Raw genomic sequence first — 26330 nt, forward strand, 5'->3', positions numbered from 1 at the left:
AAAAAAGGCACAAAAACAATAAAAACCATTAAAAACATATAGTTATAATAACTGGCACAGCAAGTGCTATTATTAAGACAAGAAGAAAAAAAACACTTACTGCTAATAATCATAATAAAAATAAAACCCAGATGATTAGTTGATAAGTATCTTGCCTCGAATAAAAATAAAAATGAGGCTCTACAAGCTGATCGCTGAATTGACACCCAATACAACGGTCCCGAATCAGTGCTATTAGAAACAAAAACAACAAGCTAATACTGAGTTGTTGTCTAACAGCGATCAGCTTACCCCCTCTCCTTTCTCTGTATCAAAACTCCCTGCCATCCGACAGCAAAGATCATATAAACTACGGCTTTAACTACGCTTTTTGATTGTATTTTGTGCTATTATTCTGCGCTCTTATTTCTGCGTAAGTTTCTCAGTAAGATATGGACAAAAACTCATCACCTATAGGCTCGTTTATCCGTAAACTATTCGGTAGTAATCGAAAGCAATCAGCCGGCAAAGCCAGCCCGCAAAACAGTGGCCCAGTGCTTATCCCTGAAGAGATCCACCGAATCCCCCGCAGGCGGCTAAACGATGCGGCGATGAAAACAGCCTATCACTTGCAGGATGAGGGCTATGAAGGCTACCTCGTCGGCGGCTGTATCCGCGATCTACTCATGGATAAAGAACCCAAAGACTTCGATGTCGCCACCAATGCCACCCCCGAACAGGCACATGCGATCTTTCGTCGCTCACGTCTGATCGGTCGACGCTTTAAGCTACTGCATGTACGCTTTGGTCGAGATATGATCGAAGTGGCCACTTTCCGTGCCAGTCATGACAGCCAGCCGAAAAACAGCGATGGTGAACACGGCCGTCAAAATGATAGCGGCATGATCGTCCGGGATAATGTCTACGGCACTATCGAAGAAGATGCTCTACGGCGCGACTTCACCGTTAACGCCCTCTACTATTGCCCTAAAGATCACTGCGTTTACGACTTCACCAACGGTTTTAATGACCTGCAGAATCGCACGCTAAGAATGATTGGCGATCCAGATTCCCGTTACCGTGAAGACCCTGTGCGCATGCTTCGCGCGGCACGCTTTGCCGCTAAACTGGGTTTTACTATTGAACCGGCGACCGAAGCCCCCTTATATGAGCTAGGCTATCTGCTCAAAGATATTGCTCCGGCGCGACTGTTCGATGAAGTACTAAAAATATTTCAATCCGGCCACGGCATCGAATCCTTTCATCAGTTCCGCAAATACGGCCTGTTAGAGCATGTTTTCCGTCAGACGGCGGCCTGCCTTGATGACCCACAAGGTCAGCCTGTTGAACAACTGATACTGAACGCCTTACAGAATACCGACCGACGCTTACAGCAGAACAAAAGCGTCACCCCGGCCTTTCTGTTCGCAGCGCTACTCTGGTACCCAATGCAGCGGCGCATGACGCAGCTGCAGAAGAATGATGGTATGCACACGGTGCCTGCCATGCACGAAGCCGCTAATCAGATTCTATCTGAACAGATACAGCAAACGGCGATTCCTCGGCGCTTTTCCACCCCGATCCGCGAGATCTGGGAGTTACAATTCCGCCTGCCGCGTCGTCAAGGTAAACGTGCCGACCGACTCATGGAACACCCGCGCTTTAGAGCCGCCTATGATCTGCTGATGTTGCGTGAAAATAGTGGTGAAGATCTCGAAGGATTGGGTAAATGGTGGACAGACTACCAAACTCAAAACCCACAGATCCGCAGCCATATGTCCCGCGAAGTACCTAAGGATGAGGCACCAAAACGTCGCAGACGTCGCCGCAGCCCCGGTAAAAAACCTGAGCAGAACAATGGCTGAGCAAGCCCACGCCACATGGACCCGTTGCTATATCGGCCTGGGAAGTAATCTCGAAAACCCAGTGACACAGGTGACGACAGCGCTACTCGAACTTGAACGTTTAGCTAACTGTCGCGCCCTGACCCATTCCAGCCTATACCGGAGCGATCCAGTTGGCCCACCCGGCCAACCCGACTATATCAATGCCGTCGCCTGCTTAGAAACAACGCTGCTGCCTCTCGATCTACTGGATGCTCTACAAGCGATTGAGCAACACCACCAGCGGGTGAGAATACAACATTGGGGGCCTCGCACACTGGATTTAGACCTCCTCCTGTATGGTGATCAACAGATCAATAACGAGCGTTTAACGGTCCCACACGCCTTTATTCAAGCACGTAACTTTGTACTTTATCCCCTCGCAGAAATCGCTCCCGACCTGTGGATCACCAGCCAAACAAGCCTAGCAGACTGCCTTAAATGCTGCGAAAACGGCTCTTTAGAACGAATATAGTCAAACTAATTTTATTATAAAACAATAAGTTATAACGTTTTTGCTGTCTATGCTCAATAGACAATAGTTAATCCGAAAAGGCCTAGGTATAATCCCCACCCGTGTGAGTAATAAATAAGCAGGTTCTCTTATGAGCAGCATTACCCTTCATACCCTAATGGCGCGGAAACAGGCCGGTGAAAAATTTGCAGTTCTCACTGCATACGATGCCTGTTTCTCTCACCTTATCAGCACCGCGGGTGTTGAAGTGATGTTAGTGGGCGACTCCCTGGGCATGGTACTGCAGGGCAACGATAGTACACTTCCGGTTACCGTCGAAGAGATGGCATACCACACGGCGGCTGTAAAAGCGGGCAATCAGGGCTCCATGATCATGGCGGATCTACCCTTCATGAGCTACGGCACGCCCGAACAAGCGATGGACAGTGCTGCGGCATTGATGCAAGCCGGTGCACATATCGTCAAACTGGAAGGCGCCGCTTGGCTGGACGAGACCATCGCCCTGCTAGCGCAACGTGGCATTCCCGTTTGCGCCCACCTAGGACTCACCCCACAGGCGGTTAACGTCCTCGGTGGCTATAAAATTCAAGGTCGCGATAACAGTGCCGCCAAACAGATGATTGAAGACGCCGTACGCCTAGAACAGGCCGGTGCAGCCATGCTGCTGCTAGAGTGCGTCCCTTCCCTGTTAGCCGGTGAAATCACGCAAGCCGTCGATATTCCGGTGATCGGGATAGGCGCGGGTGCTGACACCGATGCGCAAGTACTCGTGATGCACGACATGCTGGGTATTACACCGGGGCGCAGTCCGAAGTTTGTCAAAAACTTTATGGCGCACAGCAATGATATCGCCGGAGCCTTTAAAGCCTATGCTGACGAAGTTAAGGCAGGCACCTTCCCCGGACCGGAACACGGATTCAAGTAATCATGAAAACTATCCACTCTATCGCCGAACTGCGTGATGCTATCGGCGCAGAACGTCGTGCGGGCAAACGCATCGGTTTTGTCCCAACGATGGGCAATCTCCATACGGGTCATATCCAATTGATCCAACAGTCCAATAATAATGCTGACATCACCGTCGCCAGTATCTTCGTTAACCCGCTGCAATTTGGTGAGAACGAAGACCTAGATGCCTATCCTCGAACACTGGAAGCAGATCAGGAAAAGCTCGCACTGGCGAACTGCGATTACCTGTTTGCTCCGACCATTAAAGAGATGTACCCCAATGGTCAGGTGATACAAACCCTAATCGAAGTGCCGGGTATCTCTGATATCCATTGTGGTGCCACCCGGCCGGGACATTTTCGCGGCGTAGCCACCGTAGTATGTAAACTCTTCGGTATTGTTCAGCCCGATGTTGCCATCTTTGGCGAGAAAGATTTTCAACAGCTACTGGTGATTCGCCGGATGGCAGAAGATCTATTCCTACCCGTCGAGATACAGGGGTCACCCATTGCTCGAGCACAAAGCAATCTGGCGCTGAGTTCCCGTAACGCATACCTGACACCTGAAGAGCTGGCCATTGCGCCAATCTTGAATCAAACGATCCGTACGACTATCGCGGAGATAACCGCAGGCCGACGTGATTATCTAACGTTACAGGAAGAGGCTCAGACAGCTCTCGAGCAAGCCGGTTTTAAACGTGATTATTACTGCATCTCTAAACGTGATGATCTACGACAGGCCGACAGTGACGATACCGAGATCATCTTAATCGCCGCGGCTTACCTAGGCAAAGCTCGGCTCATCGACAATATGATGCTCGATCTCTAAGCCATGATCAGGTGCCGCCGAAGCGTGGCACCTGATCCTCAAAATGCAATTCCCCCGCCCTCTCCACCTTTAGTCTGCTTGGCTATCCGCGAAACACCTGTTAAATTCTCAGGCCGGTGGCAATTTTTATGCTTCATGTCACCTCGCAGGGCTAACCCCATTGCAGTAGCGTTTTGTCTATGTTGTACTGCACTGCACAAATAAAAATGATTACAAAACAGCTGTAGAGTATCCCGTGTCAGGTTTCTGACTGACCTGCCATAATTTCGTCACGCTATGTGACTACACTTCTGCAGCAATCTTATAAGCAAGAGGAATAATCATGCGTGATGTTGTTATTGTAGCTGCTGGCCGTACGGCTGTAGGTAGTTTTAATGGTTCTCTGTCATCCGTTCCTGCCAGCGAGCTCGGCACGATTGTTATTAAAGGGCTGCTGGAAAAATCCGGTATTGCGGCTGATCAAATTGACGAAGTCATTCTTGGCCAAGTGTTAACGGGTGGCTGCGGCCAAAACCCAGCACGCCAAGCGGCGGTCAATGCTGGTCTGCCAATTGAAGTACCCGCCATGACGATCAACAAAGTCTGTGGCTCTGGCTTAAAATCTATTCAACTGGCGACTCAAGCGATTCGCTGTGGCGATGCTGAAATGATCATTGCCGGTGGTCAGGAAAATATGAGCATCTCTGGACATATCCTGCCAAACTCCCGTCAAGGCACCCGTATGGGTGACTGGAAAATGGTTGATACCATGATCAAAGACGGCCTATGGGATGCGTTCAACGACTATCACATGGGTATCACCACTGAGAACATTGTCGACAAGTATGGTTTCAGCCGTGAAGAGCAGGATGTCTTTGCTGCAGCCTCTCAGAACAAAGCAGAAGCCGCTGTCACCTCTGGCAAGTTCAAAGATGAGATCATCCCCGTTGTGATGCCTCAGCGTAAAGGCGATCCTATTGTGTTTGATACCGATGAGCAGCCTCGTTTTGGCGTCACGGCAGAAGCACTGGGTAAACTGCGTCCAGCCTTCAAAAAAGATGGCACAGTCACCGCCGGTAACTCTTCTACCATCAACGATGGTGCTGCGGCCGTTATTCTCTGTTCTGCAGAGAAAGCTGCTGAGCTGGGTCTACCTGTATTGGCAACCATCAAGGCTTATGCGTCTGCGGGTGTTGATCCATCGATCATGGGTACAGGTCCAATCTGCGCGACTCAGAAAGCTCTCGAAAAAGCTGGCTGGACCGTTGATGACCTAGAGTTGATTGAAGCGAACGAAGCTTTCGCGGCTCAGGCTCTGTCGGTTAACAAAGAACTCGGCTGGGACACCACCTTGGTTAACGTGAACGGCGGCGCTATCGCCTTAGGCCACCCAATCGGTGCTTCAGGCTGCCGTATCTTCGTTTCCCTACTGCACGAGATGGCTCGTCGCGATGCTAAAAAAGGCTTGGCGACACTCTGTATCGGTGGTGGTATGGGTACTGCGCTAGCGATCGAACGCAGCTAAACCTCGCTAAACTGTTGTAACAAAAAACGCGGCCCAATAGCCGCGTTTTTTATGTCTGTCATTCACGCTTTCATGCGTCAGAGATTCATCGCGAGCGAGGCCCCAATCAGGCTGTCGCTATAGCGCCTTTTCCTACGCCTTCAAACGCCTTCACCATGACCTCTTTATCTGGATGGGATAGCTTCACCTGTGCGGCAAGATGGCAGGCGATCTGCTCTACCGTGGTTTCCGTATCGATCAGATAGCAGTGGCTCGCAGGCAAACGAATCTCAAACTCACCCTGTGGGGCATCATAGCAATAGTGGTGTTCTTCATCGGTCGCACTCACCAAATGGCCTCGGGTACCGATATAGATATCATTAAAGGTTGTCGCCCATTGCTGTTCAACCGCCGCATCCCGCTGCCCATCTAAAAAGACTTCGATACGCGAACGATGGCCGTGCGCAATCCGCTGACAATTGCCATCGTGCTGCTGTAATCCATGGCTGTAATGATAAGATGCGCCATTGATCGCTTCCGGCACAAAGCTGATCTCCAGTCCTTTCACCTCTTCAGGGAATAGCGCCAAGAGTTGGGCATTACACCAAGCGGCCAAGCTAATCTCGTCAATCTGATCGATATCCACCAGCACGATCGCCTGTTCTGGTGAACGACAGTAGAATTCACCACCCGCGGGATAACGCCAGATAACCGTTGTTTCGCCATTCAGTTGCTCTGAATGCAGATTAGCCATCTCGGTCGGCACGACCAACGCATGGTCGATGCTGTTATCAAACCAATGTTTCACCGCTTTTTTAACGATTCCAAAATCACAGATCATCCCTTCTGCATTGAGGTCACCATCGAGCACCAACTGCACTAGCCAGGACTCTCCCAGCAGGCCGCGCTGAGGATGTAAGTAAGAAAAATCAACGTTGGTAAGGTTATCTACAAAAAGCTTCACAGGCAGTCACACGGTTAATGGCAAGGGATGGATATCAGAACGGCGTATATTAGCTGATTAGCAGCCCTATTGCATTCTGACGAGTACCGGTATACTAGCTCTTTTTCGATAACAGGCAGATGAAATTCAATGCGACTGGATAAATACCTAAGTCAGGCAACTGGTTTACCCCGCAGTCTAATTAAACGACAGATCAAATGTAAGAATGTCGAGGTGAACGGTCAGCTGTGTCAGGATCACGGTTACAAAGTCCTAAGCGATGACCAGGTATCTCTGGAAGGCAATGATATTGCCCCGCCAGGCCCTAAATATTTAATGCTGAATAAACCCGCGGGTACTGTTTGCGTCACCGAAGACAGTGAACATCCGACGGTTATCGACTTATTGGAGCAGCTCACCATACGTGATCTACACCCCGCTGGGCGCTTAGATATCGACACCACAGGGTTAGTGCTGATCACCAACGATGGCCAATGGTCGCATCGCATCACCTCGCCTAAACACCAGTGCGATAAAGTCTATCTTGTTAGCACCGCAGAGCCGATTACCCCCGATTATGCCGAACAGTTTGCTGCCGGTATTACGCTACGTAACGAAGACAAACCCACCCTGCCGGCTGAATTAGAGATTCTTTCGGATACCCAAGCCAGAATCACACTACATGAAGGCCGCTATCATCAGGTTAAGCGCATGTTCGCCGCGATGGGTAACAAAGTCACCGCCTTGCACCGGGAGCAGATTGGTAATGTCCATTTAGATGAAGACCTAGAACCCGGTGAATACCGTTTTCTCACCGAAGCCGAAGCGAAATCGTTCTGATGACTGACACCGCCTTTACCCTCTTAAAACCACAACTGGATAACGCCACCGGCACCTCTTTGTGGATTGCCGATGAGAACCTGCTCAACCAAACCTCTCGGGTTAATCCTGCCGTCACCGTGATCAGCAACCGCTTCGATCTCTGTCAGCAGTTAGAAAACGCCGGTTGGACTAGCCAGTTTTCAGATTTCGACTTCACCGCCTATGCCGACCACAGTGTGGATAACATCATCTATCGGGTATCGAAAGAGAAACCCGTGGTGCATCATGTGATTAATCAGGCGATCCGCATTCTCAAACCGGGCGGAACACTGAGCATCGCAGGGCTGAAAAACGAAGGCATTAAAACCTATCTGGATAAAGCGAAAAAACTATTCGCGGGGCAGATGGAGCAATCCAAGTTAGACAAAAACACTTGGATGGGAATTCTGCAATCACCGGGAGCCGCCGACAGCGAATTACTGGACGACCAGGATTATCCTCAGCTACGAGAAGTGGCCAGCGATGAACACTTCAATTACAGCAGTAAGCCCGGCGTCTATGGTTGGAATAAGATCGATAAAGGCAGCGCTTTTCTGATTTCTGAGTTAGCGCAATTCACCGAACGACTCACGGCGCCACCAGAAACCGCCCTCGACCTCGGCTGTGGCTATGGTTATCTAGCGATGAACTGCGCACCCCTTGGCTGTAAAATCACCGCGACGGATAACAATGCTGGCGCCCTGCTGGCCTGTGAAGCCAACTTTCGCGCACAGGGTATCAATGGTGAAGTGGTGGTCGCAGACTGCGCCGAAGAGATCGAGCAACGCTATCCTCTCATACTCTGCAATCCACCGTTTCATCAGGGATTCAGTGTTGAAGGCGATATGACCGACCGTTTCCTTAACGCGGCACGCAGACACCTACAATCAGACGGGATCGCCTGCTTTGTGGTGAACTTACATATCCCGCTTGAACGAAAAGCCAAAAAATTGTTCTCAACCATAGAAGTGATCGCCGACAACGGTAGCTTTAAGTTGATACTACTGGCCCAACCGCACTAAACACGAGTGACAAAGACAGCATGATCGCCACTTATCTAAAACAAACTTGGTTCTTCTTCCGCGCACATCTGCAACCGATTATGCGGATACAGCTACCATTTATTATTCTCATCACCCTGATTAGCATGAGCGCTTTGCAATCGGTTGACCCAGAAAACCCAGAGATGAACGATTCGATTCTGATGTTCTATCTGGCTAGCCTGGTCTTTCTGCCGCTGTATGCCGGTGCAACGATCGCCTACCTCGAATCGGTCGTTAATAAAGACCCGATCACCACAGGCCAAGCACTCAAAATCGGCCTACAACGCTGGGGCCCCTTGTTTCTCACCAAACTCTTAGGCGCTTGCGGTATCGTTATCGGTTTACTGCTGTTTTTTATCCCCGGCGTTTACGTCATGATCCGTTGGGGGTTTGCCGAATATCACAGCGTGATCGAAAAATCAGGCCCCACCGAGTCGTTAAAAAACAGCTGGCAAGACACTTCTGAGTTCTTCTGGCCTCTACTCAATGGCCTAGCATTCCTCTTTGTCATACTGCTCGGCAGTAATCTACTGATAGAGATGCTGCTTCAAACACTGGGTATCGAATCACTGATACTACGCAGCCTGTTTGATATCGTGTTTGGCTTTCTGAACTGCCTGTATACCATTTACGGCTTCCGGCTTTATTGTGTGATGCGGGAAAAGCAGTAACGCACGCTTAACAGCATCACCTGTACGCCGTTCGAAGGGAAGCCTAGTTTCCCTTCGACTAAACGCAAAAAGCCTCTAGAGCCTCGTTAACGAGGCGCACAGACCTCGCCGATCAATACATCGGATTACCATTTTTACTCTCAGCAGGCACGCCCTGTATCGCATCCCAATGCTCGACGATCTTCCCCTGCTCATCAAAACGAAAGAAATCCATCGTCACATACTGATCATTACCCGGCCAAACCTGATGGGTATGCAAGGCGACGAGATCCCCTTGTGCTATCGCACGAACAAACTCGATGGTTTTATCCGGAAAGTCTCGCGCCATTTCATCAAAGTAATCGATAAACCCTTGCTTACCACCCGCCACCACCGGGTTATGTTGGATATATTCCGCGCCAACATAGGTCGCGATCGCCGCACTGGGATCACCTAAATAGGCTGTCCGATAGAAGGCTATCGCATTGGCTTTGTTTGCCTCTAAGTCTTGAATCATTTTAACCGCCAAAATCAACTGAATAGATACTGAATCGTAAGCATGACCTAGCTATCAGCCGTATACAAGAAGAGACAAGCAGAATCAGCACCGTCATATAAATCACAACCGTTATGAGCTAAGTCTACGAGGAGACTCACAAGTCAAAAACAGGGTTAGAGCAAACCTTATCCACTGAGGTTATCCCCAGCTTTCACGGCACAAGCCTGTGCATAACATTGGGACAACTAGGCTAAGCCTCAGCGCTCGTAGGCTTCAGCCGTTAGGGTAATAAATGCACAATAAAAAATAAGGTGATAAAACTATTGCATTAACGACTCAAATAATCATAATGAGAATCATTATCATTCAATAAATGGAGAGTTAATGATGAATGCACTGAGAATTGATGCATGGCTAGAACGCAAAGAACCGGTGATAAAGCTGCACAGCGGTCTATCCAATCATCTGATCGCTGAATGGCGTGGCACTGCTGTCTCAGAGCTATTTGAGCTAGGCATTGTTACCTGCCATGAGCTGTACTCAACCACCCGCAGCGTACAACAACAGGTAGCCCATGAACTGCTACTCAATGCCTGTGCTAACTCTCTCTGTCAGCGCAATGGACCACAATGCTTTAACTGCATTACCGGACGCCTATTACGGGCGCTAGCCAAGAGTGATCAGCGCGATTATCAACCGTCCATCGCGGGATTAGAGCAATATAAATCAGCCGTGTAATTCTTTACTTCGTGGGGATTTGTTGCGTTTGATAGGCAGAAGTTCCCCATAACGGCACCGTAGAAAGGCTGTGTTTATAGCTACCATTAATCTCTTTGGTTGAGTATGACAGATACATCAGGGTCTGAGATTGCGGATCAAAAATACGTCGCACCTTCATCGTTTTAAAGAGCACGCTCTTGGATTTACGAAATACCACCTCGCCATCTTTGGCTCGGTCAATCGCGGCAATCATCTCCGCCGTAATCGGGCCCGTTTGACGACAGGCAATCGATGAGTCGCTGGGGTCCGAAAAATCAAGATCCGCCTCGATACTCGCGATATGACAGGTCACACCGGTAACGATGGGGTCCACCAACACATTCAGTTTAATATCCTTCGTCGTTAGCAGCCCAAGTGATACATCCCCGACTTCATCGCCGCAGCCCGCCAACAGCAAAGCAGAGACGAGCATCATCCGTTTTTTCATTTTCTCACCCTCAACAAAATACCCATCAATATGGCTCTAGCAGATACAAAAAAACCCGCATCAGCGGGTTTTTTTAACAGCAGACTAAAATCTTATTCTACTGATTCATCTTGCTCTAGATCACGCATAGTCAACTTGATGCGACCACGTGGGTCTACTTCCATCACTTTAACTTTAACCGTGTCATCCATCTTGATGTAGTCGGTTACCTTCTCAATACGCTTGTTAGCGATTTGAGAGATGTGAACCAAACCATCTTTACCCGGCAGGATGTTAACAAAGGCGCCGAACTCTTCCAGACGCACAACCTTACCTTCGTAGATCTTACCAACTTCAGCTTCAGCGGTAATCTCACGCACTTTATCCACAGCCGCTTTCGCTGCTGCTTTATCAGCTGCGTAGATACGCACAGTACCGTTATCTTCGATATCGATAGTCGCGCCAGTCTGTTCAGTCAGGGCACGGATGGTTGCACCACCTTTACCGATAACATCACGGATCTTCTCTGGGTTGATTTCTAACAGTGTCATGGCAGGTGCATTGTCCGGTAGTTCTGGACGTGCATAACCAATCACTTTAGCCATCTCTTTCAGGATGTGAGCACGAGCTTCATAAGCCTGTTCCAGTGCGATATCCATGATCTCTTCGGTAATACCGGTGATCTTGATATCCATCTGTAGCGCAGTAACACCCGCTTCAGTACCGGCCACTTTAAAGTCCATGTCACCCAGGTGATCTTCGTCACCTAGGATATCGGTCAATACAGTGAAACGCTCGCCTTCCTTAACCAGACCCATTGCGATACCCGCAACCGGTGCTTTCAATGGAACACCTGCATCCATCATAGACAGAGACGCACCACAAACAGAGGCCATAGAGCTTGAACCGTTAGATTCAGTGATCTCAGACACGATACGGATAGTGTACGGAAACTCTTCCTGTGTCGGCAGAACCGCAGCAACACTACGACGCGCCAGACGACCGTGACCAATCTCACGACGGCCAGTTGCGCCCATACGACCCGCTTCACCTACAGAGTAAGGAGGGAAGTTGTAGTGCAGCATGAATGGATCGCGGCGTTCGCCTTCGATCGCATCGATGATTTGTGAATCACGGGCAGTACCCAGTGTACAGGTAGCGATCGCCTGAGTTTCACCACGGGTAAAGAGTGCAGAACCGTGAGTACCGCTCAGTACGTCGACTTCAACATCGATACCACGGACAGTTTTGCTGTCACGGCCATCGATACGTGGCTGACCATCAAGGATACGACCCCGAACAATCTCTTTTTCCAGTGACTTAAAGATACCGGATACTTCAGCAGCAGAAGGTTGACCCTCTTCACCACACAGCGTTTCAACCGCTTTGCTACGAGCTTGACCCAGAGCGTTCTGACGCTCCATTTTGTCAGCCGTTTGGTAAGCAGCATTGATATCATCACCAACGACACCGCGAACCTGTTCGATCAGCGCTTCGTTTTTAGCTTCTGGTGCATATTCCCAACGTGGCTTGCCGGCTTCAGCAACCAATTCGTTGATAGCACTGATAGCAACTTGCATCTGCTGATGAGCAAAGACAACCGCACCGAGCATCTCATCTTCAGACAGCTCTTGCGCTTCAGATTCAACCATCAGAACCGCATCAGACGTACCCGCAACAACCATGTCGAGCATAGAGGTTTGCAGTTCTTCGTAAGTTGGGTTTAGGGAGTAACCTTCCGCTTCGGTATAACCGACACGTGCGCCACCGATTGGGCCTTGGAATGGGATACCAGAAACGGCCAACGCAGCAGAAGTACCGATCATTGCAGCGATATCAGGATCGTTAATCTTATCCGCAGACATAACAGTACAGATAACCTGTACTTCATTCATGTAACCCTTAGGGAACAGCGGGCGGATAGGACGGTCGATCAGGCGAGACGTCAGTGTTTCTTTTTCTGACGGACGGGCTTCACGCTTAAAGAAACCACCTGGGATACGGCCAACGGCGTAGTATTTTTCTTGGTAGTGAACAGATAGTGGGAAAAAGTCTTGGCCTTCACGGGCTGATTTAGCACCAACAACGGTACACAAAACCTGTACACCACCCATGGTAACCAATACAGCACCGCTCGCTTGACGAGCAACGCGGCCCGTTTCAAGGGTAACTTCATGCTTACCGTATTGGAATGTCTTAGTAATTGCTTGTGGCACGATACAATTCCTTATCTTTATGCGAAACAAAAAAAATGTCTGTGCAACGTCACACCGGCCTCTTTATAGCCAGTACTCTGCTGGGCTCTGGTAACACTCAGAACGCACCAGAGTACAGGCTGGTTGGTGTAAAACGCGGTACAGACGCATATAGAGATCTCTATTTTAGCAGACCTTAAAAAGCACCGGGGCCATCAAAGATGACCCCGGAACATTATCTTAACGACGCAGGCCGAGACGCTTGATCAGATCAGCGTAACGAGTTACATCTTTCTTCTTCAAGTAATCCAGCAGCTTACGACGCTGGTTTACCATGCGGATCAGACCGCGACGAGAATGGTGGTCATGGATGTGACCTTTAAAGTGAGATTGCAGACCAACGATGTTGTGGGTCAGCAGTGCAACCTGAACTTCAGGAGAACCAGTGTCGCCTTCAACGCGTGCGTATTCAGCAACGATCTCAGCTTTCTTTTCAACAGATAATGCCATTTTCAAAAACTCCAAAATTAATATGCACACCACCGATAAACGTGTGATGGATTAATAGTCGCGTTGTACCGAGCATATTATCAGTTCAACGTCATATTGCCCGTGCCGCCGAAGCCACACAGACACATCAATTATATATCCTGAGTATTCATCAAGCGACGGGGCAGTAACTGCCCATAGGTGTCGATCTCACCAATCCCCAGAAACTTGTCGCTACCGCTATCACGAATACGCACCAAAGGCTGTTCTTCAAAGCTATCCAACATCACCCGTTGACCGTTACAGAGGGCACGGGTTTGACTATCAGACAACAACACTTCAGGTGTATCCGCAACCGGACTCCAAGACGGTAATAATAGCGCATCCAAAGACATTTGTATGTCTTCCAAAGCCGCATCACTACCCATATCAGCGACCCGTTGCTCTAGCTCAGCCAATGGCATCATCGCCTCAGCCTTATAAGGACCAGAATCAAGCCGACGGAGCATTTGAACATGGGCTCCGCAACCTAACATCTCGCCCATATCCTGAACAATCGAGCGGATATAGGTGCCCTTACTACAACGGATATCGAGATCGACTTCATCGCCACGAAACGCCAGTAGCTCGATGCTAAATACCGTGACTTGACGACTCTTAACTTCAACCTGAATACCTTGGCGTGCCAGCTTATACAGCGGCTGACCATTATGCTTAAGCGCCGAAAACATCGACGGCACCTGCGTAATCAAGCCGGTAAACTCCCGTTGCAACAGCTCATCAATCTGCGCTGCGCTCAGGTTATCAGGCAACGGCCGTTCTTCAACCACTTCACCATCGGCATCACTGGTATCAGTTCGCTGACCCAGCTTTGCGGTAGTAATGTAGCGTTTGTCGGCATTCAGCAGAAACTGGGAAAACTTAGTCGCTTCACCAAAGCAAAGCGGCAGCATTCCCGTCGCCAGCGGATCTAAAGCGCCGGTGTGACCCGCTTTGGCCGCACCATAGATCCGCTTTACAATTTGCAACGCCCGGTTTGACGACATTCCACCCGGCTTATCGAGTAGAAAAATACCATTGACCGACCGGCCTTTTGCCCGTCTTGCCAAGGGTTACTCCTCGTCGTCCTGAGCGTGCTTACCGTCTTCCCGAGTCGCCTTAATAATCAAGTCATTCAGGCGACGGCCACGGTCTACACTTTCATCAAAGTGAAAACGTAATTGCGGCATCACCCGCAGTTTGATCTTGCTGGACAACTGTCCACGCAGGAAGCCCGACGCGCTATTCAGAACCTTAAGAGACTCTGTCACGGCCGTTGCTTCATCTTTACCACCCATTGCCATGACGGTGATGTAGATATCGGCATAACCGAGATCCTTGGCGATCTTTACATAACTGATCGTCACCATCCCCAGGCGTGGGTCTTTAATTTCTCGCTGAATCAACTGAGCCAGGTCCTTTTGGACCTGGTCAGAGATTCGCTCTGTACGACTAAATTCTCTTGCCATAATAGCCTGTCAAAACACTCTTAAAGGGTACGCTGAACTTCAATGGTATCGAAGACTTCGATCTGATCACCGACCTTCACATCATTATAGTTCTTAACGCCGATACCGCATTCCATGCCCTGACGAACGTCAGCCACGTTATCTTTAAAGCGACGCAGGGATTCCAGCTCACCTTCATAGATAACAACGTTTTCACGCAATACGCGGATACGCTTGTTACGGAAAACAGAACCTTCAGTCACCATACAACCGGCAACTGCACCGATCTTAGGTGCACGGAAGACATCACGTACTTCAGCAATACCGACAATCTGTTCCTTAAACTCAGGAGACAGCAAACCAGTCATCGCTAACTTAACATCATCGATGATGTCGTAGATAACGCTGTAATAACGTAGTTCGATACCTTCACGCTCAACGATCGCACGGGCCTGTGCATCAGCACGGACGTTAAAGCCGATCATGATTGAGCTAGAGGCAACCGCAAGGTTCGCATCGGTTTCAGCAATACCACCGACACCACCGGAAACGACATTCACCTTAACTTCATCGGTGCTCAGTTCCATCAACGAGCTGGTCAGTGCTTCAAGAGAACCACGTACGTCCGCTTTAAGGATGATGTTAAGTGTTTTAACATCGCCCGCTTGCATGTTCTCGAACAGGTTCTCAAGTTTCGCCTGCTGCTGACGCTGCAGTTTAATTTCACGGTATTTACCCTGACGGAACAAGGCCACTTCACGGGCTTTCTTCTCGTTAGAGACAACAGTGAATTCATCACCTGCACCTGGCGTACCATCTAGACCGAGGATCTCAACGGGAATAGAAGGTCCAGCGGTTTTAACCGGCTTACCATTTTCATCCAGCATCGCACGCACACGACCATACTGCAGTCCGGCCAGAACGATATCGCCCTGTTTCAGGGTACCATTCTGAACCAACAGTGTTGCAACGGGACCACGTCCTTTATCCAGACGGGATTCAACCACCACACCACGGCCCGGTGCTTCAGGGATCGCTTTCAATTCAAGCAATTCTGCTTGCATCAATACGGCATCCAGCAGTGCATCGATACCTTCACCGGTTTTAGCGGAAACGTTGACGAACTGAACATCACCACCCCACTCTTCCGGCAAGACATCCCGCTGCGCCAGTTCGTTCTTAACACGTTCTGGATCAGCGTCTTCTTTATCGATTTTGTTAACCGCGATAACCAATGGCACGCCAGCAGATTTCGCATGGTTAACCGCTTCTTCGGTCTGAGGCATAACACCATCATCCGCCGCGACAACCAAAATAACGATATCCGTCAGCTGTGCACCACGGGCACGCATCGCCGTAAAGGCCGCGTGTCCCGGTGTATCCAAGAAGCTGACCATACCGTGGCCAGTTTCAACGTGATAAGCACCGATATGCTGGGTAATACCACCGGACTCGCCAGCAGCAACACGGGTTTTACGAATATAATCCAGCAGCGATGTTTTACCGTGGTCAACGTGACCCATAACGGTAACAACAGGAGCACGCTCGACCTGCTCACCAGCAATCTCTTCAGCAGCACCAGCGCTTTCGATCAACTGATCTTCAACGGTGTTCGCTTGCATCGCAACAGCAGTGTGACCCATCTCTTCAACTACCAGAGTGGCCGTGTCCTGATCAATCACAGAGTTGATGGTCGCCATCGCCCCCATCTTGAACATCACTTTAATCACATCGGCCGCTTTAACGGACATCTTCTTCGCCAGTTCAGCCACGGTAATGGATTCAGGAATCCCAACCTCGTGGATAACCGGTGCAGTAGGACGCTCGAACGCTTGCACGTTTGAGCTAGTCATACCGCGCTGAACGGGTTTACCGCGACGATTACCGTCACGACCGCCAGGTTTACGGGACAGGCGCTTATCGCCACCTTTACGGCCCGCAGCAGGTTTATCTTGGCTACGGAAGTTTTTCTCCCGAGCTGGCTTACGATCTTGCTTCGGCGCGTTGGCATTTGCATTCGCCGCAGGCGCAGGAGCATTGGCTGCCGGCGCACCAGAGCGTGGTGCATGGGTTTTCTTCGCCGCAGGCTTAGCCATAGACGGTTTAGAAACAGCCGCCTTAGGTTCACCCGGCTTGCCTGGGTTAGCCGGTTTAGCAGCACCGCTGTCGCGGGCAGCTTTTGCTTTCGCTTCTTGTTCGGCTTTTACACGCGCTTCTTCACGCTGCTTTTCTTGTGCCGCCTGAAGTTCAGCATCCCGACGGGCCTGAACATCAAGTTCTGCCTGAAGGTTATTGCCTTTTGCATTAGCGGTGGATGTTTCTTCAACATCGGCACGCTTAACATAGGTGCGTTTCTTGCGCACTTCTACATTGATAGTTTTCTTACCTGCAGCACCAGACACTTTAAGTTGACTGGTTGTTTTACGCTTAAGCGTAATCTTCTTAGGTTCACCATCGGATTTTTCACCGTGGCTACGCTTAAGATGGTTTAGCAGTTTTTGACGTTCATCTTCTGTTACGGAAGCAACTTCATTTTTACCTGCAATACCTGCTTCTTTCATCTGCGTAAGCAAACGATCAACGGGAACGCCAACTACTTCGGCTAGCTGTTTTACTGTGACTTCTGCCATCTGGGTTTATCTCCTCCGTTGACTTATTCTTCGTCCGCAAACCATGGGGCGCGCGCAGTCATAATTAGCGCTGCAGCCTTTTCTTTATCTAGCTCTTTAACATCAAGCAGGTCTTCAACCGCTTGTTCAGCTAGATCTTCCATGGTCACGATACCTTTACTAGCCAGAACATAGGCTAGATGACGTTCCATACCCTCCATTTCCAGCAGGTCTTGAGCAGGCTCAACATTCAGCGCCTCTTCATTGGCCAGCTCGAGATTGAGCAGAGCGTCTTTCGCGCGGGTGCGCAGTTCATCAACAATCTCTTCATCGAAACCTTCGATTTCGAGCATTTCATCTGCCGGTACGTAGGCAACCTCTTCTAATGAGGTAAAGCCTTCATCTACCAATATGCCGGCAATATCATCATCTACATCCAAGTGCTGAGAGAACAGCTCAAGAATGGAACCGGTTTCAGACTGCTGCTTTTCAGCCGCGTCTTCTTCGGTCATAACATTCAGTTTCCAACCTGTCAGCTCAGACGCTAGACGAACATTCTGTCCGCTGCGGCCAATAGCCATTGGCAGGTTTTCTTCTGCGACAGCTACATCCATTGAGCGGGAATCTTCATCGACAACAATCGATGCCACTTCCGCCGGTGACATAGCATTGATCACCAACTGTGCTGGGTTATCATCCCAAAGAATGATATCAACACGCTCGCCGCTTAGTTCATTTGACACGGCTTGAACTCGTGCACCACGCATACCGACACAAGCACCAACAGGATCGATACGACCATCATTGGTTTTAACGGCAATCTTCGCCCGAGAGCCTGGATCACGTGAGGCAGCACGAATTTCAATTACTTCTTCTGAAATTTCTGGCACTTCAATGCGGAACAGTTCGATCAGCATTTCAGGGCAACTACGGCTCATCGCTAACTGCGGGCCACGTCCTTCGGTACGAATCTCATTCAATACGGCACGAACCCGATCGCCCATGCGGTAAGTTTCCCGCGGCAACAGTTGATCACGGGGTAAAACCGCTTCAGCGTTATTACCCAGATCAATAATAATATTGTCCCGTGTCACCTTCTTGACAGTACCCGAGATCAGTTCGCCCAAACGGCTGCTGTATTGAGCAACAACTTTAGCGCGCTCTGCTTCACGTACTTTCTGCACAATAACCTGTTTAGCGGTTTGAGCAGCAATACGGCCAAACTTAACCGATTCAACTTCTTCTTCGTGGATGTCGCCTGGCTGTAGGCTGGTATCAATTTCTTCAGCCTCCTGCATCGTCAACTCGGTACCCAATAAAGGAACACCTTCGTTGCTTACCACAGCCCAGCGACGGAATGTTTGGTAATCGCCGGTCGCACGGTCGATTACAACGCGGATGTCCGCCTCTTCGTCATAACGCTTCTTTGTCGCTGTTGCCAACGCCAATTCAATCGCTTCAAAGATGACCTCTTTGGAAACGTCTTTCTCGTTAGATACTGCTTCTGCAACCAGTAGAATTTCTTTATTCATACAACTGCCCCAACCTCAAAATTCAATTCTTTACGCTCAGAACTGAGGAACTATGTTTGCTTTATCAATATGGTCAATCGGTAACAGGTATTCTTCCTGATCGACAACCAGCACAATATCTTCATCCTCAAAACCCTTCAGGACGCCTTTAAAACGACGGCGACCATCAAATGGCATTCGCAGTTTTACCTGCAAAACATGCCCGACAAACGCCTTGTACTGTTCCAGCGTAAACAGCGGGCGATCCATCCCCGGCGAGGACACTTCTAATGTGTATTCTCCGCTAATCGGATCTTCCACATCCAGAATACCGCTCACCTGACGACTCACATTGGCGCAATCATCGACACCAATACCATTTTCGGCATCGATATAGATCCGCAGCATACTGTGACGCCCCTGAGATACCATTTCGATACCCCATAACTGATAACCGAGAGCCACCACGGATGGCTCAATCAGTTCCTGTAACACACTCAACTTTGCTGACACGCAAAAACCTCTAAACCTACTTTTTAGGCAAACAAAAAATGGGTCAAAGACCCATTCCACATACGACCTCTGGGCCGCAAGTACGAAAAAGCCCCTAAAAAGGGGCCAATCAACGTACTACTTGATCGACAATTTCAGATCCATCACTGATTGAACAGTCTTCTGAAATTGGTAGCGGGAACCCTTCCCGAAGGATATAGACTGACAGGCAAGCTATACCTGATCAGATTCCTTATAACCTTCAAGAGTTCGTAATAAAACTCTTGTTTCTGATTGACCATTAAGAAATGGTAGCGGGGGCCAGATTTGAACTGACGACCTTCGGGTTATGAGCCCGACGAGCTACCAGGCTGCTCCACCCCGCATCAGAAATCGGCGAGAATTATACTCCCACAACCATTCTAGTTCAAGGACAGCTTCCAACTGATTACCCACAATCAGCAAAACACCATCAGCGCTCGCTCATGAGTAACATCTGCAATACCAATCCCTTGAAGCTTAGACAAAAATCTTACCGACTTCTTAAATATAGCGCCGCCGAAACGCAGATAAAACGCTCACCCAATTTTTTAAACTGGGTACTGACAATGCGCTCGTCATTGGGCGCTGGAGCTTACGACAGCGGCCCAAAGGACTTCATCGCAGGGGAACCAACGCGGGACGATAGTCCCGCCAAGGCACAGACGAAAAAAAAGCGCTCACAAAGCGCTTCTTTAAATATGGTGCCGACAATGTGATTTTCATTGGGCGCTGGAGCTTGCGACAGCGGTCAGAAGGACTTCATCCCAGATGAACCAACGCGGGACGATAGCCCCGCCAAGGCACAGACGAAAAAAAACGCTCACAGAGCGCTTCTTTAAATATGGTGCCGACAATGCGCTTTTCATTGGGCGCTAGAGCTTGCGACAGCGGTCCGAAGGACTTCATCGCAGATAAACCAACGCGGGACGATAGTCCCGCCAAGACACAGACGAAAAAAAAGCGCTCACAGAGCGCTTCTTTAAATATGGTGCCGACAATGTGCTTTTCATTGGGCGCTGGAGCTTGCGACAACGGTCCGAAGGACTTCATCGCAGATGAACCAACGCGGGACGATAGTCCCGCCAAGGCACAGACGAAAAAAAAGCGCTCACAGAGCGCTTCTTTAAATATGGTGCCGAAGGCGGGACTTGAACCCGCACGACCATTAGGTCACCACCCCCTCAAGATGGCGTGTCTACCAATTCCACCACTTCGGCATAAAACGAGGTTTACTCAGCAGGCGGTACGTCCGCATCACCTGTTGGTAATTTTTGCTCTTCCAGAACAGGCACTTGATCCACCTGATCCGCGGCACTTTGTATCAGTTCTGCCGCTGGAATACCAGCATCATTTACAGATACAGCCTTATCTTTTGCATATACCGCCAACACAAAGCTGGTGATAAATAAACCGGTTGCAATAATCGCTGTCATACGACTCAAGAATGAACCGGATCCCTGACTACCAAAAACTGTCTGAGATGCGCCTGCACCAAACGAAGCACCGGCTTCAGCGCCTTTGCCCTGCTGCAATAACACCAGAGCAATAATGGCAACAGCCAGTAGAACATGTACAGCAAGAACCAGAGTTTCCATCTATTTTTCCACTTACTTACGACTTTCTGTCGCCGCGGCGCAGATCGTCAGGAATTCGTCAGCTTTCAGTGATGCGCCACCAATCAAACCACCATCAATATCCTGCTGAGCCAAAAGCTCAGCTGCATTGCCGGCATTCATACTACCGCCATACAAAATTGATAGCTGATCAGCGATATCTGCATCACGTTCAGCAAGTTGCGCACGGATAGCAGCATGTACTTCCTGCGCCTGCTCTGGGGTTGCTGTCAAACCTGTACCAATAGCCCAAACAGGTTCGTATGCAATCACCACAGAGGCAAAATCTTTAACACCCACTCGCTGCAATACCGCATCTATCTGTGCAGCTACCAACGTCAGTGTTTCACCCGCGTCACGCTGCTCTAGAGTTTCACCAACACAAAGTATCGGTATCAATCCTGCTGCTAGGGTTGCAGCTACTTTCTCAGCTACGTCACTATTTGACTCAGCAAATAGGCTACGCCGCTCAGAATGACCCAGAATGACATACTCACACCCTAGATCCTGCAGCATCGCTAACGAACACTCGCCAGTATAAGCACCCATCGGTTGCGAAGAAACATTTTGCGCACCCAATGCAATCGGCGCATCACCTAACTGCTGCTTAACCTGAGCAAGGTAGACAGCAGGCGGACAGACTAATGTCACCAGACCATCAACTGCAGGTACACCCGCGGTGAGGCTTTCCAGCAATGTCTTAATCGACTTACTGGTGCCGTTCATTTTCCAATTTCCGGCGACTATCGTCTTACGCATGAGTTCCCCTCTGTGCAAAGCGGCGCACATAGTAACGAGTTTCCTGATAAGTTACAAGCAACTAGCGCACACAAAATGATAAAAATTCAGAGTGCTTGTCGCACAACCTCGGCTAATTCCTGACACAGGCCTTCAACCCAAGCCTCATCATCACCTTCTACCATCACTCTAACTAATGGCTCAGTGCCCGAAGGGCGTAATAATACCCGCCCACGCTCACCTAAGCGAGACTCAATATCGGCCACGGCTAACTGCACCTCTGGCAGAGCAAGCACGTCGATTTTATCCGTCAAGCGCACATTGATCATCGTTTGCGGCATTTTACCCATTGCCGACTTAAGCGTATACAACGAGCTCTGCTCGTCGGCAATCGCTTTCAACACCTGCAGCGCGGCAACAATACCGTCTCCCGTGGAGGTTAACTGCCGACAGATCAGATGGCCCGACGACTCCCCACCAAGAAACCAATCATGGGCAATCATCTGTTCCAGCACATAGCGATCGCCAACCTTCGCCCGCACAAAAGGAATGTTGGCTTGTTTCAACCCTTGCTCTAAACCGAAGTTGCTCATCAGCGTACCGACAACACCACCGCTGAGCTGATCTTTTTTGTGCAGCGCCATCGCTATAATAAAGAGCAGTTCATCTCCATCGACCTGCTGACCTAGATGATCCACCATGATGAGACGATCTCCGTCGCCATCTAGCGCAATACCCAGATCGGCCTGTTGCTCAACTACCGTTTGCTGCAGCAATGCCGTCGACGTCGCCCCACAGGCCTCATTAATGTTAATACCATCGGGAGATGAGCCGATTTCGACCACTAATGCACCCAACTCACGGAATACTTTCGGGGCAATATGGTAGGTAGCACCATTAGCGCAATCGACAACGATCTTCAAACCTTTGAGGCTCAGATCGCCCGAAACGGTGCCTTTACAAAATTCAATATAACGCCCCGCCGCATCTTCAATCCTTTGCGCCTTACCCAGCTCAGCCGCTTCCACCGTGGTCATCGCCATATCCATCTGCGCTTCAATAGCGTGCTCGATAGCATCCGGCAATTTGGTACCGTGTTCGGAAAAAAACTTGATGCCATTATCATAATAAGGATTATGTGATGCACTGATCACAATGCCCGCATTACAGCGAAAGGTGCGCGTGAGATAAGCAATGGCAGGCGTTGGCATAGGACCTAGCAGCAACACATCCACGCCGGCGGCCGACAAGCCTGCCTCAAGGGCTGATTCAAACATATAACCCGAGATTCGCGTGTCTTTGCCAATAATAATCTTGCTACGCCCTTCCCGGGCAAACACCTTACCGGCCGCCCAACCGAGCTTCAACATAAAGTCGGGAGTGATCGGCGCAGTGCCAACCTTGCCGCGAATACCATCCGTGCCAAAATATCGCTTAGTCATTATCAACTTTCCTTTCATGCAAGATTGCTTCGGTCATGCGTACGACATCAACCGTCTCTTTAACATCATGAACCCTGAAAATATGGCCCCCCTGCTGCACACCGATAGCGACGGTTGCTAGACCACCTGCCAAACGCTGGTCAACAGATCGATTCAAGATATGGTCCAGCATGCTTTTGCGTGACGTGCCCACCAGAACGGGCAGATCAAACTTAAGCAACTGACACAGATTATTCAGCAAACGTAAATTATGTTCGACTGTCTTACCGAAACCAAAACCGGGGTCTAGAATAATCTGATCCTTGGCAATGCCTACGCTATGACAGGCTTCGATCCGCTGCTGTAGAAAACAACTAACGTCGTCTAGTACATCGTCATATTCCGGCGCATTCTGCATCGTTGCCGGACTACCCTGCATATGCATGATACAGACCGGCAGATGAGTCTCAGCAGCAGCCTCTAACGCCCCTTCACGGCCTAATGCACGGACATCATTAATAAGACCTGCGCCCAACCGAGCCGCTGCTGTCATCACCTCAGGTGCGCTAGTATCCACCGAGATAATAACATCCAGCTCCGCATTAATTCTTTCAACCACCGGCAGGACTCGGTCCAATTCTTCTTGCAATGAGACCGCCACAGCGCCTGGACGGGTCGATTCACCGCCAATATCAATAATGGCCGCCCCATCCTCTACCATTTGTCGAGCACGCTTAATCGCCTGATCAACACAGAGCTGACGGGACTCATATAGAGAACCACCATCGGAGAACGAATCGGGGGTCACATTAACAATGCCCATAACTTGAGGGCGGCTCAAATCGAGAGAGCGGGAACCAAAACGATAGGTCGACAAATCAATCACTGCTGTTTCCATCGCAGAAAGATTATTAAAAAAGCCGGTCAGAGACCGGCCTTATAGCGTTACATCAATAGATTAGCGCGGTGTTTCATCCGGCGTATCAGTATCCGCATCAGATGACGGTTCGTCACCCTTAGCTTCAGCCTGATGCTCTTCTTCAAGATCAAATTCTTCCTCTTTTGCTGCTGCAGCTTCTTCATCAGCGGCTTTAGAGTCGGATTCCTGCCAACCTTCTGGCGGGCTAACCGGCTTACGCGCCATCAACTCATCAAGCTGCTTGCTATCGATGGTTTCATACTTCAACAGCGCGGCAGTCATATCATCAAGAATATCGCGGTTATCTTCCAGCATTTTATAGGCTTTCGCATAACACTCATCGATAATCTTACGGGTTTCAGCATCGATCTTACGCTGCACCTCTTCAGACATCGCTTTACTTGGCTGCCCATAACCGCGGTTAAACGGATCCTGTTCTTCATCATCATACAGAATAGGACCAAGCTCATCGGTCAAACCCCAGCGAGACACCATGTTCCGCGCCAAGCTAGTCGCCCGCTGAATATCGTTAGAAGCACCGGTGGTCACGCCATCTTTACCGAGAGTCATCTCTTCCGCAATACGGCCACCATATAGGCTACAAATATTGGAGATCAACAACTTACGGCTATGGCTGTAACGATCCTCTTCCGGCAGGAACATAGTCACACCCAGTGCGCGTCCCCGAGGAATAATCGATACTTTATACACAGGGTCATGTTCAGGCATCAGACGACCAACGATCGCATGACCTGACTCGTGATAAGCCGTATTCCGACGTTCTTCGTACGACATCACCATGGATTTACGCTCGGCACCCATCATGATTTTATCTTTGGCGCGTTCAAACTGCTCCATACCTACCGTCCGCTTACCGGAACGTGCAGCAAATAACGCCGCTTCGTTCACTAAGTTAGCGAGGTCTGCACCGGAGAAACCGGGAGTACCACGGGCGATCAGGTCAGGCTTAACATCATCGCCTAGTGGCACTTTACGCATATGCACTTTCAAAATCTGTTCGCGGCCACGGATATCCGGCAAGCCGACATGCACTTGACGGTCAAACCGGCCCGGACGCAATAACGCAGGGTCAAGTACATCGGGACGGTTAGTCGCGGCAATCACGATAACGCCTTCAGTACCTTCAAAACCATCCATCTCAACCAACAGCTGGTTCAGTGTCTGTTCACGCTCATCGTTACCGCCACCCATACCAACACCACGGTGACGGCCGACCGCATCGATCTCATCAATAAAGATGATACAAGGCGCATTTTTCTTCGCCTGTTCGAACATATCCCGTACACGAGAGGCACCAACACCCACAAACATCTCAACAAAGTCAGAACCAGAGATTGTAAAGAACGGCACCTTGGCTTCACCGGCAATCGCTTTCGCCAGCAACGTTTTACCCGTACCGGGGCTACCTGACATCAGTACACCACGGGGAATATGCCCACCGAGTCGCTGAAACTTACCAGGATCGCGTAGATAATCGACCAGCTCTTTGACCTCCTCCTTGGCTTCTTCAACACCCGCCACGTCGTCAAAGGTCGTTTTGATCTGATCTTCGCTCATCATTCGGGCTTTCGACTTACCAAATGACATTGGGCCGCCTTTACCGCCGCCGCCACCTTGCATCTGCCGCATGAAGAACATAAAGATGGCTAGAATAATCAAGATAGGGAAGCTAGCAACCAGCAACTGAGTCCAAACACTCTGTTTTTCAGGCTGCTTACCTTCTATCACCACCTTGTGGTTATAGAGATCATCGACCAGTTTAGGATCCTGCAAAGCAGGACGCACAGTCGAAAAGTGCTCGCCGTTAAGCCGCTCGCCTTCAATGGTATAACCATCAATCACAACACGCCGAACCTGATCACTCTTCACTGCACTGATGAACTCAGAGTAGTTAAGGTTTTGCGATGTGTCTTCGCTGTTAAAATTATTGAAAACGGTTAACAGCACTGCCGCGATAACCAGCCACAGTACTAAATTCTTTGCCATATCGTTCAAAGGAAAACCCTCTGTTTTCT

At 49.7% G+C, this 26330-nt stretch carries 25 protein-coding genes and 2 tRNA genes; 9 read left to right on the plus strand and 18 right to left on the minus strand.

Annotation, left to right across the window (positions count from 1 at the left end; genetic code table 11):
• Positions 1-431 precede the first annotated feature (431 nt).
• From pcnB to EH243_RS16265, 5 genes are all read left to right on the plus strand, one after another.
• A complete protein-coding gene (gene pcnB / locus EH243_RS16245; protein WP_126159716.1) occupies positions 432-1844 on the plus strand; it encodes a polynucleotide adenylyltransferase PcnB in 1413 nt (470 codons plus the stop codon).
• Positions 1837-2337: a 2-amino-4-hydroxy-6-hydroxymethyldihydropteridine diphosphokinase gene (gene folK / locus EH243_RS16250; RefSeq protein ID WP_126159717.1), complete on the plus strand. Its 501-nt coding sequence runs from the start codon at positions 1837-1839 to the stop codon at positions 2335-2337. Before pcnB ends, folK begins: the two co-directional genes overlap by 8 nt.
• 130 nt (positions 2338-2467) lie before the next feature.
• Positions 2468-3262 (plus strand): 3-methyl-2-oxobutanoate hydroxymethyltransferase, encoded by a 795-nt coding sequence (panB, locus tag EH243_RS16255; RefSeq protein WP_126159718.1) that lies wholly within the window; start codon positions 2468-2470, stop codon positions 3260-3262.
• 2 nt (positions 3263-3264) lie between these two features.
• On the plus strand, positions 3265-4113 hold the full coding sequence (panC, locus tag EH243_RS16260) for a pantoate--beta-alanine ligase (RefSeq protein WP_126159719.1): 849 nt from the start codon (positions 3265-3267) through the stop codon (positions 4111-4113).
• 322 nt (positions 4114-4435) lie between these two features.
• Positions 4436-5617 carry an acetyl-CoA C-acetyltransferase gene (locus EH243_RS16265; RefSeq protein WP_126159720.1) on the plus strand — a complete coding sequence of 394 codons (1182 nt, stop codon included), beginning with the start codon at positions 4436-4438 and terminating at the stop codon, positions 5615-5617.
• 106 nt (positions 5618-5723) lie between these two features.
• Here EH243_RS16265 and EH243_RS16270 read toward each other — a convergent pair whose 3' ends face one another.
• Entirely contained in the window at positions 5724-6560 is an 837-nt protein-coding gene (locus tag EH243_RS16270; protein ID WP_126159721.1) for a 6-carboxytetrahydropterin synthase, read from the minus strand.
• A 129-nt stretch (positions 6561-6689) separates the two neighbouring features.
• Here EH243_RS16270 and rsuA point away from each other — a divergent pair, with 129 nt between their 5' ends.
• Genes rsuA through EH243_RS16285 form a run of 3 tightly spaced genes read left to right on the plus strand, consistent with a single transcriptional unit; the run spans position 6690 to position 9114 of the window.
• Positions 6690-7379 (plus strand): 16S rRNA pseudouridine(516) synthase RsuA, encoded by a 690-nt coding sequence (gene rsuA / locus EH243_RS16275; protein ID WP_126159722.1) that lies wholly within the window; start codon positions 6690-6692, stop codon positions 7377-7379.
• Positions 7379-8422, plus strand: coding sequence for a class I SAM-dependent methyltransferase (locus EH243_RS16280; protein ID WP_126159723.1), 1044 nt, complete (start codon positions 7379-7381; stop codon positions 8420-8422). The genes rsuA and EH243_RS16280 overlap by 1 nt, the downstream gene beginning before the upstream one ends.
• A 20-nt stretch (positions 8423-8442) precedes the next feature.
• Positions 8443-9114 carry a hypothetical protein gene (locus EH243_RS16285; RefSeq protein WP_126159724.1) on the plus strand — a complete coding sequence of 224 codons (672 nt, stop codon included), beginning with the start codon at positions 8443-8445 and terminating at the stop codon, positions 9112-9114.
• 112 nt (positions 9115-9226) lie between these two features.
• On the opposite strand, the gene EH243_RS16290 is transcribed toward EH243_RS16285, so the two are convergent.
• Positions 9227-9610 carry a nuclear transport factor 2 family protein gene (locus tag EH243_RS16290; RefSeq protein WP_126159725.1) on the minus strand — a complete coding sequence of 128 codons (384 nt, stop codon included), beginning with the start codon at positions 9608-9610 and terminating at the stop codon, positions 9227-9229.
• Between the two features lie 366 nt (positions 9611-9976).
• Between EH243_RS16290 and EH243_RS16295 the strand changes: the two genes are divergently transcribed.
• Complete coding sequence (locus tag EH243_RS16295) at positions 9977-10330, plus strand: hypothetical protein (protein ID WP_164549143.1); 354 nt, start codon at positions 9977-9979, stop codon at positions 10328-10330.
• Positions 10331-10334: 4 nt separating this feature from the next.
• On the opposite strand, the gene EH243_RS16300 is transcribed toward EH243_RS16295, so the two are convergent.
• From EH243_RS16300 to ftsH, 16 genes are all read right to left on the minus strand, one after another.
• On the minus strand, positions 10335-10799 hold the full coding sequence (locus EH243_RS16300) for a CreA family protein (RefSeq protein WP_126159727.1): 465 nt from the start codon (positions 10797-10799) through the stop codon (positions 10335-10337).
• Between the two features lie 92 nt (positions 10800-10891).
• Positions 10892-12994 (minus strand): polyribonucleotide nucleotidyltransferase, encoded by a 2103-nt coding sequence (pnp, locus tag EH243_RS16305; protein ID WP_126159728.1) that lies wholly within the window; start codon positions 12992-12994, stop codon positions 10892-10894.
• A gap of 219 nt (positions 12995-13213) precedes the next feature.
• Positions 13214-13483 (minus strand): 30S ribosomal protein S15, encoded by a 270-nt coding sequence (rpsO, locus tag EH243_RS16310; RefSeq protein ID WP_126159729.1) that lies wholly within the window; start codon positions 13481-13483, stop codon positions 13214-13216.
• Between the two features lie 131 nt (positions 13484-13614).
• Positions 13615-14571 carry a tRNA pseudouridine(55) synthase TruB gene (gene truB, locus EH243_RS16315; protein WP_126159730.1) on the minus strand — a complete coding sequence of 319 codons (957 nt, stop codon included), beginning with the start codon at positions 14569-14571 and terminating at the stop codon, positions 13615-13617.
• A 3-nt stretch (positions 14572-14574) separates the two neighbouring features.
• Entirely contained in the window at positions 14575-14970 is a 396-nt protein-coding gene (rbfA, locus tag EH243_RS16320) for a 30S ribosome-binding factor RbfA (protein WP_126159731.1), read from the minus strand.
• Between the two features lie 20 nt (positions 14971-14990).
• Positions 14991-17579 (minus strand): translation initiation factor IF-2, encoded by a 2589-nt coding sequence (gene infB, locus EH243_RS16325; RefSeq protein WP_126159732.1) that lies wholly within the window; start codon positions 17577-17579, stop codon positions 14991-14993.
• A 23-nt stretch (positions 17580-17602) separates the two neighbouring features.
• Positions 17603-19090, minus strand: coding sequence for a transcription termination factor NusA (gene nusA / locus EH243_RS16330; protein ID WP_126159733.1), 1488 nt, complete (start codon positions 19088-19090; stop codon positions 17603-17605).
• Between the two features lie 36 nt (positions 19091-19126).
• Positions 19127-19582: a ribosome maturation factor RimP gene (gene rimP / locus EH243_RS16335; protein WP_126159734.1), complete on the minus strand. Its 456-nt coding sequence runs from the start codon at positions 19580-19582 to the stop codon at positions 19127-19129.
• 288 nt (positions 19583-19870) lie between these two features.
• A tRNA-Met gene (locus EH243_RS16340) sits at positions 19871-19947 on the minus strand.
• 415 nt (positions 19948-20362) lie between these two features.
• Positions 20363-20653, minus strand: a complete 291-nt coding sequence (locus EH243_RS16345; protein WP_126159735.1) for a hypothetical protein — start codon at positions 20651-20653, stop codon at positions 20363-20365.
• 80 nt (positions 20654-20733) lie between these two features.
• Positions 20734-20820, minus strand: a tRNA-Leu gene (locus tag EH243_RS16350).
• Positions 20821-20832: 12 nt separating this feature from the next.
• Positions 20833-21198, minus strand: coding sequence for a preprotein translocase subunit SecG (gene secG, locus EH243_RS16355; RefSeq protein WP_126159736.1), 366 nt, complete (start codon positions 21196-21198; stop codon positions 20833-20835).
• 12 nt (positions 21199-21210) lie between these two features.
• Entirely contained in the window at positions 21211-21975 is a 765-nt protein-coding gene (gene tpiA / locus EH243_RS16360; protein WP_126159737.1) for a triose-phosphate isomerase, read from the minus strand.
• An 86-nt stretch (positions 21976-22061) separates the two neighbouring features.
• Positions 22062-23396 (minus strand): phosphoglucosamine mutase, encoded by a 1335-nt coding sequence (gene glmM, locus EH243_RS16365; RefSeq protein ID WP_241235111.1) that lies wholly within the window; start codon positions 23394-23396, stop codon positions 22062-22064.
• Positions 23389-24273: a dihydropteroate synthase gene (gene folP, locus EH243_RS16370; protein ID WP_126159738.1), complete on the minus strand. Its 885-nt coding sequence runs from the start codon at positions 24271-24273 to the stop codon at positions 23389-23391. The genes glmM and folP overlap by 8 nt, the downstream gene beginning before the upstream one ends.
• Positions 24274-24333: 60 nt before the next feature.
• Complete coding sequence (ftsH, locus tag EH243_RS16375) at positions 24334-26301, minus strand: ATP-dependent zinc metalloprotease FtsH (protein ID WP_126159748.1); 1968 nt, start codon at positions 26299-26301, stop codon at positions 24334-24336.
• Positions 26302-26330: the final 29 nt, after the last annotated feature.

Origin of the sequence: Amphritea opalescens (assembly GCF_003957515.1) — a bacterium.
GTDB classification, from domain to species: domain Bacteria; phylum Pseudomonadota; class Gammaproteobacteria; order Pseudomonadales; family Balneatricaceae; genus Amphritea; species Amphritea opalescens.

What these genes read in the sequence shown, in the direction of transcription:
- EH243_RS16265 (WP_126159720.1), top strand. Translation starts at nt 4,436, where the DNA reads ATGCGTGATGTTGTTATTGTAGCTGCTGGCCGTACGGCTGTAGGTAGT.
- folK (WP_126159717.1), top strand. Translation starts at nt 1,837, where the DNA reads ATGGCTGAGCAAGCCCACGCCACATGGACCCGTTGCTATATCGGCCTG.
- tpiA (WP_126159737.1), bottom strand. Translation starts at nt 21,975, where the DNA reads ATGCGTAAGACGATAGTCGCCGGAAATTGGAAAATGAACGGCACCAGT.
- EH243_RS16345 (WP_126159735.1), bottom strand. Translation starts at nt 20,653, where the DNA reads ATGAAGTCCTTCGGACCGTTGTCGCAAGCTCCAGCGCCCAATGAAAAG.
- EH243_RS16290 (WP_126159725.1), bottom strand. Translation starts at nt 9,610, where the DNA reads ATGATTCAAGACTTAGAGGCAAACAAAGCCAATGCGATAGCCTTCTAT.
- glmM (WP_241235111.1), bottom strand. Translation starts at nt 23,396, where the DNA reads ATGACTAAGCGATATTTTGGCACGGATGGTATTCGCGGCAAGGTTGGC.
- secG (WP_126159736.1), bottom strand. Translation starts at nt 21,198, where the DNA reads ATGGAAACTCTGGTTCTTGCTGTACATGTTCTACTGGCTGTTGCCATT.
- EH243_RS16295 (WP_164549143.1), top strand. Translation starts at nt 9,977, where the DNA reads ATGATGAATGCACTGAGAATTGATGCATGGCTAGAACGCAAAGAACCG.
- EH243_RS16300 (WP_126159727.1), bottom strand. Translation starts at nt 10,799, where the DNA reads ATGAAAAAACGGATGATGCTCGTCTCTGCTTTGCTGTTGGCGGGCTGC.
- rsuA (WP_126159722.1), top strand. Translation starts at nt 6,690, where the DNA reads ATGCGACTGGATAAATACCTAAGTCAGGCAACTGGTTTACCCCGCAGT.
- EH243_RS16280 (WP_126159723.1), top strand. Translation starts at nt 7,379, where the DNA reads ATGACTGACACCGCCTTTACCCTCTTAAAACCACAACTGGATAACGCC.
- nusA (WP_126159733.1), bottom strand. Translation starts at nt 19,090, where the DNA reads ATGAATAAAGAAATTCTACTGGTTGCAGAAGCAGTATCTAACGAGAAA.
- folP (WP_126159738.1), bottom strand. Translation starts at nt 24,273, where the DNA reads ATGGAAACAGCAGTGATTGATTTGTCGACCTATCGTTTTGGTTCCCGC.
- rpsO (WP_126159729.1), bottom strand. Translation starts at nt 13,483, where the DNA reads ATGGCATTATCTGTTGAAAAGAAAGCTGAGATCGTTGCTGAATACGCA.
- rbfA (WP_126159731.1), bottom strand. Translation starts at nt 14,970, where the DNA reads ATGGCAAGAGAATTTAGTCGTACAGAGCGAATCTCTGACCAGGTCCAA.
- ftsH (WP_126159748.1), bottom strand. Translation starts at nt 26,301, where the DNA reads ATGGCAAAGAATTTAGTACTGTGGCTGGTTATCGCGGCAGTGCTGTTA.
- panC (WP_126159719.1), top strand. Translation starts at nt 3,265, where the DNA reads ATGAAAACTATCCACTCTATCGCCGAACTGCGTGATGCTATCGGCGCA.
- panB (WP_126159718.1), top strand. Translation starts at nt 2,468, where the DNA reads ATGAGCAGCATTACCCTTCATACCCTAATGGCGCGGAAACAGGCCGGT.
- pcnB (WP_126159716.1), top strand. Translation starts at nt 432, where the DNA reads ATGGACAAAAACTCATCACCTATAGGCTCGTTTATCCGTAAACTATTC.
- infB (WP_126159732.1), bottom strand. Translation starts at nt 17,579, where the DNA reads ATGGCAGAAGTCACAGTAAAACAGCTAGCCGAAGTAGTTGGCGTTCCC.
- EH243_RS16285 (WP_126159724.1), top strand. Translation starts at nt 8,443, where the DNA reads ATGATCGCCACTTATCTAAAACAAACTTGGTTCTTCTTCCGCGCACAT.